The organism is Hyphomicrobium sp. (assembly GCF_020852195.1).
Taxonomy (GTDB): Bacteria; Pseudomonadota; Alphaproteobacteria; order Rhizobiales; family Hyphomicrobiaceae; genus Hyphomicrobium_C.
On sequence record NZ_JADZBI010000042.1, the window covers coordinates 1 to 12,714 of the forward strand.

The following is a 12,714-nucleotide window of genomic DNA, read 5'->3' on the forward strand; positions in this document are numbered from 1 at the left end:
CCTGGGCGACGGCCTGGTCGATGCCGCGCTTGAGGTCCATCGGATTCATGCCGGCGGCAACCGATTTCAAGCCTTCACGCACGATGGCCTGCGTCAGCACGACGGCGGTGGTGGTGCCGTCACCGGCGAGGTCGTTGGTCTTCTGAGCCGCCTCGCGCACCATCTGCGCGCCCATGTTCTCGAGCTTGTCCTCGAGCTCGATCTCCTTGGCCACCGTCACGCCGTCCTTGGTGGTGCGCGGCGCGCCGAAGCTCTTCTCGATCACGACGTTGCGGCCCTTGGGGCCGAGCGTGACCTTGACGGCGTTGGCGAGGATATCGACGCCGCGCAGGATCTTGTCGCGGGCCTCGGCGGAGAAGCGGACGTCTTTTGCAGCCATTGGGGGGATCCTTGGAGGTTGTTCGAAAGCGAGGAGCAAAGAGGGAGCGGCAACGCGGAAGAGCGACCGGGTCCGGAGCCGAAGAGCGGCAGGCGCAGGCGCGAGGGCTTGCGTGCTGCCTCGCCGCCGACCGTCTGCCGCGTGCCCGGAGGGGTACTTACTTCTCGATGACGCCCAGGATGTCGCTCTCCTTCATGATGAGAACGTCGGTGCCGTCGATCTTGACTTCCGTGCCGCTCCACTTGCCGAACAGCACCTTGTCGCCGGCCTTGATGTCGAGCGGCACGATCTTGCCGGTCTCGTCGCGCGAGCCCGGCCCTACGGCGAGAACCTCGCCCTGCTGGGGCTTCTCCGCGGCCGTGTCGGGGATGATGATGCCGCCTGAGGTCTTGGTCTCGCTGTCCACGCGGCGGACGACGACGCGATCGTGCAGGGGTCGGAACGTCATGAAACTATTGAACTCCAGCAGGCCTGAGGGGTTGACCGCGCGGCTTCGGTGCGGCCCGTCGGTTGGCACTTTAGGGATGTAAGTGCCAGCCGGATGCGGTGGTTCTAAGAGGCGCCATGCCCGAGGTCAAGGCGACGGCAGAGGGTCGAAGGCGGCGTGTGCGCCCCGTCGCATCTCAATCTAAAGAAGCATGATTACGGAATTGCAACCGGACGCACGTAGGGTTAACGTAATGCCGGGTTTCAGCAGAATTTGTGCGAGGTATCGTGAGCTTGTGAAGAAATAAGGGGATGGCACCGTGGGGAAGACCGGTAATACCCAAGAAAGTCAGGTTCCCGTAGGAACGTCTCAATCCGAGATAGATCAGATTGAATACATTGCCGACCTTGTGCTTGAGCTGAGAGAATTGGCGCGCAAGTATAATTTGTCGACCTTGGCAGGAATTCTCGACTTGGCCCATGCGGAGGCCCGCCAGCGAGCCAAGGATCACGCCTAGACCCATGCTCGCTTCGGACCCCTATCAGTCCGAAGCGTGCAATCATCGGTCTCACCAAAAGGCTAGAGCGCGATCTCGATTCAATCAAAGCTGATCACGCTCTAGCGCCGCCTCACCGCACGGCGCGCGAAACGAGCTGGTGGCCATGGCGGATGATCTCCCCCGCGAGATCGAGCTCCAGAAGCAGGGTACGCACCTCGCGCGCCCCGAGCGCGGTCGCGCGCACGATCTCGTCGATGCCGATGGGATGCACGCCGAGGAGAGACAGCACGTGCGCACGCTCCGCCTCGCCTGGCTCTGGGCGCGATGCCGGTATGTCGTCCGCTGCGTCGGGTGCGAAGTGCGCGGCGGATGCTTCGGCGAGCCCTGCCGTGCCGCGCGCGAGCTGAGGCGCGAGCGTATCGAGCACATCCTGCGGCTCGGTCGCGAGCGTGGCGCCCGACTTCAGGAGCTGATTGGTGCCCTCCGCGCGGGGATCGAGGGGATGGCCAGGCACCGCGAACACCTCGCGCCCCTGCTCCCCGGCAAAGCGCGCCGTCACCAGCGTGCCGGAGCGGCGCGCCGCCTCGACCACGAGAACCCCGCGCGAGATGCCGGAGATGAGCCGGTTCCGCCGCGGAAAGTCCTTGGCGCGCGGAACGAACCCGGTCGGCTGCTCTGTCACCAGGCATCCCGCCACGCCGATGCGGTCCTGCAGCGCCGCATGCTCCGGCGGATAGACGATGTCGACGCCGCCCGCGAGCACGGCGACGGTGCCGGCCTCGAGGCTCGCCTCGTGCGCCGCCGCGTCGATTCCGCGCGCGAGCCCCGACACGATCACGAGCCCGGCCGAGGCGAGCTCGCGCGCGAACGTGCGGGCCAGCGTGACACCCGCCGCCGACGCCTGTCGCGATCCGACGATGGCGACGGCCGGCCGGTTGAGCAGCTCGGTGCGCCCCTTCACGTAAAGTAGCGGCGGCGGAGCATCGATGGCCGCCAGCACTGCAGGATAGCCGGGCTCGATGGTGAACACCGGCGTCGCCCCCGCCTTGCGCGCGCTTTCGAGCTCGGCCTCAGCCTCATCCTGCGGGCAGATGCGCACCGCTCGGCCGCCTGCGCGCCGCGCCAGCGTCGGCAGCGCTGCCAGCGCCTCCTTGGCACCCCCGCAGTGGTTGATCAGCTCGCGAAACGTCGCCGGGCCGACCTGCGCCGTGCGGATCAGCCTGAGGCAGGCCAGGCGCTCGCCGTCGTCGAGCACGGAGACGGGGAGCGGCGCGGCCGCGAAAAGCGGAGGGGCGTCATGCCTTGGCACCGATCCTGGGCTCCTCTCCCTTGATGAGCCGCCTGATGTTGCCCTGGTGCTTCCACAGGAGGAGCAATGTCATCACGAGCGAGAGCAGGGCCTCCGGAACATGGCCAAGCGTCAACAGGGCCACGGGCGTTGCCACGCTCGCAGCCAGGGCCGAGGCCGACGAGTAGCGCGTGACGAGGGCGGTGACCAGCCAGACGCCGCAGAAAATGAGCGCGCCGATCCAGGCGAGGCCGCCGATCACGCCGATGTACGTGGCAACGCCCTTGCCGCCCTTGAAGCCGAGCCACGCGGGAAAGAGGTGCCCGAGGAAGGCGGCGAGCCCGGCGATCAGGCTGCCGTCGATCGCGAGGCCGAACCGCGCACCGACCGCGTAGCCGAGCAGCACGGCAAGCGTGCCCTTGAGCGCATCGAGCACGAGCGTCAGGGCGGCAAGCCCCTTGCGCCCCGTGCGCAGCACGTTTGTTGCTCCGATGTTGCCCGATCCGATGCCGCGGATGTCGCCGAGCCCGGCCAGCCGCGTGAGGAGTAGGCCGAACGGAATGGACCCGAGCAGATAGCCGAGCGCGGCCGGGGCAAGATACGCGACCGCGGTCTCGAGTGGTGAGAGGGGTGCCGGCGTGAGGACGAAGTCCGCCGCTGCGAGAGCCGCCTGCGCGGAAAGCGGAAGCGCGCCGATGGCGATGAGAATGTTGCCGACCTTGATCATGACCGATGCCGACCCCGAGAACGCCCGGTGAGGCTAGTGGCAGACATCGTATCCAGCAACCGGAGAGATGAAAGGGGCGACAGCGCGCATGGAAGCTGGGAGCGAAGAGCACAAGCCCGGATGCCGGCCCGTTCGCAGGGAAGCCGCGCTAATGCGCCGGCTTCGAAAGAAGTGCACCCTTTTGAGCGGCGTGCGCAGCGCCCGATCGCGTGCGCACAACTCAACGAAGGGTGGTCAGGTTCTCCCGCCGCGTCCGGCGCCGTCCGGCTCGACGGCCATCACGATACGCGACAGCGAGCGCAGGAACGCATCGCGCTGAGTCGGCGCGAGCGCAGCGAGGATCTTCTCGTCCGTCGAGCGGGCGGCGGGCTCCGCCATCCTGAGCGCGCCTTCACCCTTATCCGTCAGCCGGACGGCATAGCGGCGTGCATCGCGACGCGTGCGCCGGCGCTGCACGAGCCCGCGCGACGTCAGGCGCCGCACGATGTCCGCCATGGTCGAGCGGTCGATCCCGGTCCGTTCCACGAGCGTGGTCTGGCTCGGCTCGTCGCTGTTGGCGATCGCCGTCATGACCGCGAACTGGCGGGGTGTGAGTCCCACCTCGCCCACGCTGACGGCAAACATCTCGTCTGCACATTGTCCTGCCCTGTGCAGCAGATGTAGGGCCGACGACATCCTGTCGTCTCCGGTGTCATGTTTCATTCGTCATCATGTCCTCTTGCTCGCGTTGCTGTTTCCCCGATGATCCAAGTCCCGCAATGGGCGGGTTTCAGTCGTGCACGTCATACGTACACTCACAAACTGAACTATGCTCCCCCTTTACCTGCACTTGAACTGTACGAAAGAGCAGGTCACACACGGATGTTCCGTCTATTGATCAGAGCCGTTCTGTACCCATATCTTCCGCTGAATGGCATTCGAAGATGGCCGTTCACGGGTTTGTCCGCGCGGCGTGTGGTCACGCGTTTTGCGCAAAATGCTTCTTTTGCTCGGCAGACTGGGCAATTTGACCCTTCGGCATCGCGGCCCCCGTCACGTGAATAGCCACGACGTAATGCCGGCGCGGCGCGCGAGTTCCCCGATCCCGTTGTCGATGGCCGAAAATGTGTCCTTGCTCGCACGCTCCGGAATCCACGCCGCCCCGCCTTTGCGCACGCGGTAGGTCGCCATGAGCTGGCTCCATGCCTCCGTATCGAACGGGCGTTCTGTTTGCGTACCGTTGACAGTTCGGCGGAGGTCCTTTTGCACACCCATCCAGGTGTGCGCGGCCTGCCAGGTCTCGGCGCTGGCCGGAAGATTGTGGCGGGCCTTGAGCTGCGAGATGGCGAGCACGCCGGCCTCTCGCGGATGGGGGCCGATTTCGAGCGTGGCCACCCGCACGCCCCGCCGCCGGATGGAGAACAGGCGGCATTTGTCGCGCGCCAAACGGTCGGCGTACTGATCGGCGCAGTTCTGCATGGCGTAGGCCTCGGCCAGGATCGCCCCGTGGTCGAGCAGCGGAACGAACGAGTATCCCCGCGCTTCGCCGGGCTGAAGCCAGGGATCGGTGATCACGCCCTCGCCGAGCTGCAGCACGAGGCGCATGCGGTTGAGCCAGCTCTTGGCCGCGCAGACGGCCGTGTCGAGCGCCATCTCCGGCCGCCAGGGCACGACGATGAGGCCGCGGGCGCGCGCAAGGTCCGCATTGGAGAACCACGCATAGGCGGCGAGAAGCCCGAACAGGCATTCGGGCTCGCCGGGCTCCATGAAGATCGCCTGCTGCGCGAGCCAGAGCGCGAAGTAGTCGTCGCACGCGTGGGCACCGAAGACGACGGAGCGGAGCCAGAAGGCGCTGTTCTCTGCCGATGTCGGCAGGTGATTGGCAATGCGCCGCGCGAAGGTCTCGGATTTTGGCAGCGCGCCCATCGACCCCGAGAACGCCTCGGGTGGCAGCCGCCTCAGCCAGAGCGGCAGGTCGAGCGCGAGGGCGACATCCTTGAGCGGCGCGCCTGCCACGACGAGGTCGAGTGCCTTCTGGCGCCGCTGGTGAGCGCCCTGGCGGCTCGCGAGCGCATAGAGCGCACCGGGGAACGCCACCGCAAGATCGAGAACGCGGGGAGAGGAGTTGACCAGCCTGCGGACCCCGGAACGGCGGGCCGCGTCGAAGCGGTTGACCATCTTCTCGACGTCACGCGTCTCCTCGTCGGGAAACGCGCCGGGCACGGAGTACGAGGACTTCACTCTACGCATCGTCGGCCATCCAGCCGGAACGCGATGACGCGCATCTGGCGCGACCCGCCAATCGTCACGTTATACGTCCGCGATCAATACGGCACGCGTACGACCTCAGTTTGACCAACATGAGATGCGCACCGCCCGTGCACCATGCGGCGCTTTCACCGTGGGAGGCCGCGCATCCTGTCGAGCGCGCCCTGCAGGATCAGTGTCGCTGCAATCTTGTCGATCACGTCCGCGCGCCGCTTGCGGCTTGCATCCGCTGCAATGAGCATGCGTTCTGCCTCGAGCGTGGTAAGCCGCTCGTCCCAAAGCAGGATGGGCAACGGCGTCACCGCGTTGAGATTGCGCGCGAAGGCCCGCGTTGCCTGCGCCCTAGGGCCCTCGCTGCCGTCCAGGTTGGCCGGCAGGCCGAGCACGAAGCCCTGGACCGCATGCTGCTCGGCGATGTCGAGGAGCCGCCGTACATCGTCCTTGAACTTGGTACGCCGTATGGTCTCCAGCGCCGAGGCGATGGAGCGCGTGACGTCGCTGAGCGCGAGCCCGAGCGTCTTGGTGCCGGCATCGATGCCGATCAGCCGGCCGGGCGGGAGCAGCGCCGCAAACGCCGCCGCGTCGCCGACGGTGACGCCGCGGGGTGCGGCCTGGGCATCCGTGGCAGGCGGGGATTCGGAGGTTGTCATCCCTCAACTATAGGCATCGCCGGCCGATTGCACGACCCTCTGCTGCTGCCCTTCCCGGCGGACACTAAGGGCCTTGCCCTAGGGGACCGGGACGAGAGGGGCCACTCGCTTGCCTCGCGGCCGGGCTTCCGCCTCCCCCAGGAGATTATTGGGCCGAGGGTGGCATGCAGGGATGTGAGCGAAGTGCCTGACAGAACAGAGTTTCCCGTTTATGGTCCCGGCAACGAGAACCGGCCGACGACGTTCGGACGAGCCGGACCCAAGAAGGGGGAAACGTGACGCCACGCACCGAGACCCAGCCCGCCGGCTCCCCCCGTCGCCTGAGCCTGCCGGACCGTCAGGGTTGGGGCGTGCTGTCGTTGTTCACGGCAACCACGTTCCTGTCGGCGTTCCTGCTGTTCTTCATTCAGCCGATGTTCGCCAAGATGGTGCTGCCGTTGCTCGGCGGCGCGCCGTCCGTATGGGCGGTCGCGCTCCTGTTCTTCCAGGGCGCGCTGTTGGTCGGCTACGGCTATGCGCATCTGCTCGTGCGCCGCGTGCCGGCCGCCTCGACCGGCTTCGTCCATCTTGCGTTGGCGGCGTTGGCGTTCCTGGCGCTGCCCATCGCCATTCCGGCCGGCTGGTCCGAGCCGCCGACGAGCGATCCCTATTTCTGGCAGCTCGGACTGTTCGCCGTCGCCATCGGCCTGCCGTTCGTGGCGGTCTCCGCCAACGCGCCGCTGTTGCAGGCCTGGTTCGCGCGGACCGGCCACAAGGACAGCGCCGATCCCTACTTTCTCTATGCCGCCTCGAACTTCGGGAGCCTGCTCGCGCTTCTCGGCTACCCGCTCCTGTTCGAGCCGGCCTTCGGGCTCAAGGCGCTGGCCTCCCTGTGGGCGGCGGGCTTCGCCCTGCTCGTGCTCGCGCTCGCTGCCTGCTTCCTGGTGGTAAGGGGCGCAACCGCGCCGCGTGCCGACATCCCGGAGCCGGTCTCGGCCGCCACGGGCCTCGCGCCGCGGACGGACCCGGATTGGCAGGCGCGCGCCGCCTGGGTGGGTCTGGCCTTCGTCCCCTCGGCGCTGCTCACGGCCTTCACGACGCATGTGGCGACGGATATCGCCTCGGCACCGCTGATCTGGGTTATCCCGCTCTCGCTCTATCTCGCGACCTTCGTCGTCGTGTTCCGCGAGCGCGCGCTGATCCCGCGCCCGGTGCTTCTGACGCTGCATGCGGTCGCGGTCGTGCTCGCCCTCCTTCAGCTTGCCCAGACGGAGAAGGAAACTTGGTTCTATTCCGCGGGCTTCGGTGTCGCGGCCTTCGTCACGGCAACGCTCGTCGCCCACCGCACGCTCTACGAGGCGCGGCCCGACGCGCGCCACCTGACGGAGTTCTATCTGTGGATGTCGGTGGGAGGTGTGCTCGGCGGCATCTTCGCCGCCCTCCTCGCGCCGCAGATCTTCGCCGAGGTCTTCGAATACCCGCTGCTTCTCGCCCTGAGCTTCGCCTGCCGCCCCGGCGCGCTCGATCTACGCCGCGAGAACCAGCACGCCCTGACGGTGCTGATCGCGCTGGTCGCAGCGGCGGCCGCGATCATCCACTGGGGTCCCGGCCTGGCCTCGGAGTATCAGCTCGACTTCCGCGGCTGGGGCTCGACGGCCGCCATCGCTGCCCTTTTCGCGCTCGTTGCCCTCGCCGTCTGGCGCCACCCCCCGCACCTGCTCGTCGTGGCCATGAGCCTGTACATGGCCGTCGTTCTGCTGCCGTCGGGCGTCCATCGCGGCAACGCCGAGAGGAGCTACTTCGGCGTCTATCGCGTCATCCAGTCGGGCGACGGGGAGTTCAACGTGCTCCAGCATGGCACAACGCTGCACGGCGCGCAGCGCATCCGCGACGCGAATGGCAAACTCGTCGCCAATATCCAGCCCGCGACCTACTACCACGCGCGTGGCCCCATGGCGTCGGCCGTACGGCTCACCAGCATGATCGGCGCGGCGACGCGATCCGAGCCGACCTTCGGTGTCATCGGTCTCGGCGCCGGCTCGCTCGCCTGTCACTCCTCGGCGGGAGAGACGTGGCGGTTCTTCGAGATCGATCCCGTGGTGGTCAGCATCGCCAACTCCAAGAAGTTCACGTTTCTGGCCAACTGCCAGCCCGACGCGCACATCATCCTGGGCGACGCGCGTCTGACGGTCGCCAGGGAGGAGGACGAGAGCTACGATTTGCTGATCGTCGACGCCTTCTCGTCGGACGCCATTCCCGTCCACCTCCTGACCGCCGAGGCGCTCCGCCTCTACGCATCGAAGATCAAGCCGGAGGGCGCTGTGGTGCTGCACATCTCGAACCGCTATCTGGATCTCGAGCAGGTTCTCGCCGCCACCTTCCCGACCATCGGCGGCTTGCACGCGCTGACCATCGAGGACCAGTCCGAGGACGACGGCTATGCCGTCACCGGATCCACGGTGGTGGTCTTCGGCAAGAGCTGGGAGGCCATCGATCGCTTCCGCGTCATCCCCGGCGCACGCAATCTTCCCGAGCCCAGGCTCAGGCCCTGGACCGACGATTTCTCCGACGTCCTGGGCCCCTTCCTGTCCCAGTACCGGAAACACCACTGAACGGGGCGCTGTTGCACGCCTGGGGCGGGCCAGCTATGAGGAACACGCGGCGCCTCAGCCGCCGTCTTTTTTTGCCATCTTGAGCAGGACCCATGCAGGTTGACGAGAGCACCGTGCGGCGCATAGCGCGCTTGGCGCGCATCAAGATTACGGACGAGGAGGCCAAGAGCCTCGAGGGCGAGCTGTCGGGAATCCTGAACTGGGTCGAGCAGTTGGGCGAGGTCGATACGTCCAGCGTCCCGCCCATGACGCGAGTCGTGGCCCAGGAGCTCAAGAAGCGCGAGGATCGCGTGACCGACGGCGGCATCGCCGACGCGATCGTCAAGAATGCCCCCGTTGTGGACGACCACTACTTTGTCGTTCCCAAGGTGGTGGAATAGTCTGAGGCAGCCGAATTTAGAGAGCGGAGACTTCGGAGATGTCCAAGATATTCGCGTTGCTGGCCGTCGCGCTGATCGCGACCGGCATTCTGGTTCTCGCCGTGCCGCGCGAGGAGGGGAGCACCGGCGCACGCTCGCTGTCCCCGCAGTCCGTGAGCGACACGCCGGCCTATCTGCTCAGGGCGCGCGATCTCGCCGAGCAGGTGAACGCTCCGCTCTCGATCCTCTTCGGGCTTGTGAGCCTCTACTACTCGCGCCGCACCTACAACATCCACAAGGCGCGCGATGCAGCCGAGAAAGCGCGCTCGGTCTGATGCGCGCGCCCCAGGAGATCCGATGCGCCGTATCCTGATTGCGCTGGCGCTGGCGGTGCCCATGGCCGCCGCGGCCAAGGAGCGCGCCACGTTCCTCGCCGGACAGTACGCGACGGCCGACCAGTGCCAGAAGCTGCGCAAGGTTGAGGCCGGCGGCCCGAAGAACGTCGGCACCTCGCCCGAGCTTCTCGATGCCGACGGCTTCCACAGTTGGGAAGGCGGCTGCGAGTTCACCAAGGTGTTCGAGCACGAGCCCGGGCAGACGTGGCTGACGTTGATGGTCTGCTCCGAGGGCATGACGGTCACGCCGGCCACCTACGTCTTCGTCAAATCGGAGGGTGAGGATAGGTTCGAGGTGCACAGCTCCACCGATCAGGACGGCCCCGAGGTCTACACGCGCTGCGATGCCAGGAAGGGAAACGACTAAAGTGAGTGATCTGACGCGCCTGACGCTCGCCGAAGCGCGCGACGGGCTGAAAAAGAAAACCTTCTCGGCAACCGAGCTGACGGAAGCCCACATCAAAGCTATCGAGGCCGCGAACCCGGCGCTCAATGTCTATGTGCTGCCGACGCCGGACCACGCGCTCGCGCAGGCGAAGGCGAGCGACGCGCGCCGCGCCAAGGGCGAAGCGCGCCCGCTCGAGGGCCTGCCGCTCGGCAACAAGGACCTCTTCTGCACCGAGGGCATCCGCACCACCGCTTGCTCGAAGATCCTCGACGACTTCAAGCCGACCTATGAATCGACGGTCGGCGCCAACCTCTGGAACGCCGGCGCGGTCATGCTCGGCAAGCTCAACAACGACGAGTTCGCCATGGGCTCGTCGAACGAGACCAGCGCCTTCGGACCCGTCGTCTCGCCGTGGCGGCGCAAGGGCCGCGACGACAAGCTCGTGCCCGGCGGCTCGTCGGGCGGCTCGTCGGCGGCCGTGGCGGCGGGGCTCTGCCTTGCGGCCACCGCCACCGACACCGGCGGCTCGATCCGCCAGCCGGCGGCCCTGACCGGCACCGTCGGCATCAAGCCCACTTACGGGCGCTGCTCGCGCTGGGGCATCGTCGCCTTCGCGTCCTCCCTCGACCAAGCTGGCCCCATCGCCAAGACCGTGCGCGACGCGGCCATCATGCTCGGCTCCATGGCCGGCCACGATCCGAAGGACACGACTTCGGTCGATGCGCCCGTGCCCGATTACGAGGCTGCGCTTGCGGAAGGCGTGAAGGGGCTGCGCGTCGGCGTACCCAAGGAGTACCGCGTCGAGGGCATGTCGAAGGAGATCGAGGACCTCTGGGCCTCGGGCATCGCGTGGCTGAAAGCCGCCGGCGCTACCATCCACGAGATCAGCCTGCCGCACACCAAGTACGCGCTGCCCGCCTACTACATCGTCGCGCCGGCAGAGGCATCCTCGAACCTCGCCCGTTATGACGGCGTGCGCTACGGCCTGCGCGTGCCGGGCAAGGACGTCATCGACACCTACGAGAACACGCGCGCCGCGGGCTTCGGCAAGGAGGTGCGCCGCCGCATCCTGATCGGCACCTATGTGCTGTCCGCCGGCTACTACGACGCCTACTACCTGAAGGCGCAGAAGGTGCGTACGTTGATCAAGCGCGACTTCGACGAGGCATGGGGCGTAGTCGACGTGGTGCTGACGCCGACCACACCGTCGCCGGCCTTCGCCTTCGGGGAGAAATCCGGTGATCCGCTGGCCATGTACCTTGAGGACATCTTCACCGTGACGGTGAACATGGCGGGCCTGCCCGGCATCTCCGTTCCAGCGGGCCTGTCCTCGGAGGGCACGCCGCTCGGCCTGCAGCTCATCGGCAAGCCCTTCGACGAGGCGACCCTGTTCCGCGCCGCGCAGGCGATCGAGGATGCGGCGGGCCGCTTCACGGTCGAGGCGCGCTGGTGGGCACGTAAGGGCGCGTCGGCGCCGGCTGCTGCCTCGAAGCCTGCTCCGGCGAAGAAGGCCGCGGCGAGAAAGAAGCCGGGAGGCAAGTGAGATGGACCCGAAGCGTCCCTGGGAGTGCGCGGACATGAGCCAGGTCCGCTCGGAGATCGACCGCATCGACGGCGAGCTTGTCCGTCTGATTGCCGAGCGCTTCGGCTACGTCGAGCGCGCCTGGCACCTCAAGAAGGACCCGAGCGAGGCGCACGTGCCCTGGCGCATCCAGCAGGTCATCGACAAGGTCAAGGCGCACGCCGAGGAGCGCGGCCTGCCGCCCGAGATGGTCGAGATGGTCGCCGCCCAGTGGCGCAACATGATCGGCTGGTTCGTCCAGTACGAGGAGGAGAAGCTTCGCCAGCAGGAAGCGGGCAACGGCGGGAACGCCGGATGATCTCCATTACGTCGTTCGATCCGGTGACGCTCGTGCTGCTGGCGGCGGTCAACCCTGCGACGATCGCCGTGGCCTTTCTGATGGGACGCAGCGCCGACCAGTGGCAGAAGCTTCTGGTCGCAGCTTTCGCCGCTTCGCTCACCGGCTTCGCGCTCTACTGGATCGGCGGCCAGATCGGGCTGTTCGCCATCCATGCGGTCGGCGGCGAGGCGGCGATCTTCATGCTCCAGTTCGTCTTCGGCCTCGCCTGGGCGGCACTGGGCTATTGGTTTCGCCCGCGCTAGGCCTTGAGCCGGCGGCCCGCTTTTTACCCTCCCCTTGACGGGGAGGTGGCGCCGCAGGCGCCGGGTGGGGTGAAGAGCTTGGAGCATCGGCTTATAGTCCTGCTCCAAGATCAGCCCCCACCCCTGGCCCTTCCCCGCGAGGGGGAGGGGGCAACGTTGCAACCCGGTCCGAGCGCTTGCGTGCGCTACGTCCGGTGAGAGGAATGAGATGCAGGACACGGCGAAAAGCGGCGGCAAGGCCAAGGCGAATAACCTGATCCCCGGCGCCACCGGCGACTGGGAAGTCGTGATCGGTATGGAGGTGCATGCCCAGGTCGCCTCCGCCTCGAAGCTTTTTTCGGGCGCCTCGACGGCCTTCGGCGGCGAGCCCAACAGCCACGTGTCGCTGGTGGATGCCGCCATGCCCGGCATGCTGCCGGTCATCAACGCCGAATGCGTCGCCCAGGCCATCCGCACCGGCCTCGGCCTCAAGGCCGAGATCAATCTGAATAGCGTCTTCGACCGCAAGAACTACTTCTATCCCGACCTGCCGCAGGGCTACCAGATCAGCCAGTACAAGCAGCCGATCGTCGGCGAGGGCGAGATCGAGATCGACGTCGA

Annotated in this window: 15 protein-coding genes and 1 pseudogene; 9 read left to right on the plus strand and 7 right to left on the minus strand. The window is 67.1% G+C overall.

The features are described from left to right. Positions 1-379 (minus strand): TCP-1/cpn60 chaperonin family protein (locus IT540_RS03485; RefSeq protein WP_291173322.1); only part of this gene is annotated, 379 nt, incomplete at its 3' end. Between the two features lie 157 nt (positions 380-536). Next, the gene (locus IT540_RS03490) at positions 537-827 is read right to left on the minus strand and encodes a co-chaperone GroES (protein ID WP_291173326.1); all 291 of its coding nucleotides are present in this window, start codon (positions 825-827) and stop codon (positions 537-539) included. Positions 828-1,125: 298 nt separating this feature from the next. Between IT540_RS03490 and IT540_RS03495 the strand changes: the two genes are divergently transcribed. Continuing rightward, on the plus strand, positions 1,126-1,323 hold the full coding sequence (locus IT540_RS03495; RefSeq protein WP_291173329.1) for a hypothetical protein: 198 nt from the start codon (positions 1,126-1,128) through the stop codon (positions 1,321-1,323). 112 nt (positions 1,324-1,435) lie between these two features. Here the strand turns inward: IT540_RS03495 and dprA are convergent, their stop codons facing one another. The 5 genes from dprA to ruvX form a co-directional block, all read right to left on the minus strand. Continuing rightward, the gene (dprA, locus tag IT540_RS03500; protein ID WP_291173333.1) at positions 1,436-2,614 is read right to left on the minus strand and encodes a DNA-processing protein DprA; all 1,179 of its coding nucleotides are present in this window, start codon (positions 2,612-2,614) and stop codon (positions 1,436-1,438) included. Continuing rightward, a complete protein-coding gene (plsY, locus tag IT540_RS03505; RefSeq protein ID WP_291173336.1) occupies positions 2,601-3,320 on the minus strand; it encodes a glycerol-3-phosphate 1-O-acyltransferase PlsY in 720 nt (239 codons plus the stop codon). Before plsY ends, dprA begins: the two co-directional genes overlap by 14 nt. 234 nt (positions 3,321-3,554) lie before the next feature. Beyond that, positions 3,555-3,944 carry a MarR family winged helix-turn-helix transcriptional regulator gene (locus IT540_RS03510; RefSeq protein WP_291173339.1) on the minus strand — a complete coding sequence of 130 codons (390 nt, stop codon included), beginning with the start codon at positions 3,942-3,944 and terminating at the stop codon, positions 3,555-3,557. A 408-nt stretch (positions 3,945-4,352) separates the two neighbouring features. Further along, positions 4,353-5,540, minus strand: a complete 1,188-nt coding sequence (locus IT540_RS03515; RefSeq protein ID WP_291173341.1) for a hypothetical protein — start codon at positions 5,538-5,540, stop codon at positions 4,353-4,355. 155 nt (positions 5,541-5,695) lie between these two features. Further along, positions 5,696-6,217, minus strand: coding sequence for a Holliday junction resolvase RuvX (ruvX, locus tag IT540_RS03520; protein WP_291173343.1), 522 nt, complete (start codon positions 6,215-6,217; stop codon positions 5,696-5,698). 275 nt (positions 6,218-6,492) lie between these two features. On the opposite strand from ruvX, the gene IT540_RS03525 reads away from it, so the two are divergent. The 8 genes and pseudogenes from IT540_RS03525 to gatB all read left to right on the plus strand — a co-directional run. Next, the gene (locus IT540_RS03525) at positions 6,493-8,808 is read left to right on the plus strand and encodes a fused MFS/spermidine synthase (protein WP_291173346.1); all 2,316 of its coding nucleotides are present in this window, start codon (positions 6,493-6,495) and stop codon (positions 8,806-8,808) included. 92 nt (positions 8,809-8,900) lie between these two features. After that, entirely contained in the window at positions 8,901-9,188 is a 288-nt protein-coding gene (gene gatC / locus IT540_RS03530; RefSeq protein ID WP_291173349.1) for an Asp-tRNA(Asn)/Glu-tRNA(Gln) amidotransferase subunit GatC, read from the plus strand. Positions 9,189-9,226: 38 nt separating this feature from the next. Further along, positions 9,227-9,502 carry a hypothetical protein gene (locus IT540_RS03535; protein WP_291173353.1) on the plus strand — a complete coding sequence of 92 codons (276 nt, stop codon included), beginning with the start codon at positions 9,227-9,229 and terminating at the stop codon, positions 9,500-9,502. Between the two features lie 22 nt (positions 9,503-9,524). Further along, positions 9,525-9,929: a hypothetical protein gene (locus IT540_RS03540; RefSeq protein WP_291173357.1), complete on the plus strand. Its 405-nt coding sequence runs from the start codon at positions 9,525-9,527 to the stop codon at positions 9,927-9,929. 1 nt (position 9,930) lies between these two features. Further along, positions 9,931-11,493: an Asp-tRNA(Asn)/Glu-tRNA(Gln) amidotransferase subunit GatA gene (gene gatA, locus IT540_RS03545; RefSeq protein ID WP_291173361.1), complete on the plus strand. Its 1,563-nt coding sequence runs from the start codon at positions 9,931-9,933 to the stop codon at positions 11,491-11,493. 34 nt (positions 11,494-11,527) lie between these two features. Beyond that, the gene (locus IT540_RS03550) at positions 11,528-11,830 is read left to right on the plus strand and encodes a chorismate mutase (protein ID WP_291173366.1); all 303 of its coding nucleotides are present in this window, start codon (positions 11,528-11,530) and stop codon (positions 11,828-11,830) included. Next, positions 11,827-12,114 (plus strand): hypothetical protein, encoded by a 288-nt coding sequence (locus tag IT540_RS03555; RefSeq protein WP_291173369.1) that lies wholly within the window; start codon positions 11,827-11,829, stop codon positions 12,112-12,114. Before IT540_RS03550 ends, IT540_RS03555 begins: the two co-directional genes overlap by 4 nt. 208 nt (positions 12,115-12,322) lie before the next feature. Next, positions 12,323-12,714, plus strand: a pseudogene (gene gatB / locus IT540_RS03560) (Asp-tRNA(Asn)/Glu-tRNA(Gln) amidotransferase GatCAB subunit B); the annotation flags it as partial.

Coding starts and splice junctions, on each gene's coding strand:
- IT540_RS03550 (WP_291173366.1), top strand. CDS start 11,528: ATGAGCCAGGTCCGCTCGGAGATCGACCGCATCGACGGCGAGCTTGTC.
- IT540_RS03490 (WP_291173326.1), bottom strand. CDS start 827: ATGACGTTCCGACCCCTGCACGATCGCGTCGTCGTCCGCCGCGTGGAC.
- ruvX (WP_291173343.1), bottom strand. CDS start 6,217: ATGACAACCTCCGAATCCCCGCCTGCCACGGATGCCCAGGCCGCACCC.
- plsY (WP_291173336.1), bottom strand. CDS start 3,320: ATGATCAAGGTCGGCAACATTCTCATCGCCATCGGCGCGCTTCCGCTT.
- IT540_RS03555 (WP_291173369.1), top strand. CDS start 11,827: ATGATCTCCATTACGTCGTTCGATCCGGTGACGCTCGTGCTGCTGGCG.
- gatC (WP_291173349.1), top strand. CDS start 8,901: ATGCAGGTTGACGAGAGCACCGTGCGGCGCATAGCGCGCTTGGCGCGC.
- IT540_RS03535 (WP_291173353.1), top strand. CDS start 9,227: ATGTCCAAGATATTCGCGTTGCTGGCCGTCGCGCTGATCGCGACCGGC.
- IT540_RS03510 (WP_291173339.1), bottom strand. CDS start 3,944: ATGTTTGCCGTCAGCGTGGGCGAGGTGGGACTCACACCCCGCCAGTTC.
- IT540_RS03540 (WP_291173357.1), top strand. CDS start 9,525: ATGCGCCGTATCCTGATTGCGCTGGCGCTGGCGGTGCCCATGGCCGCC.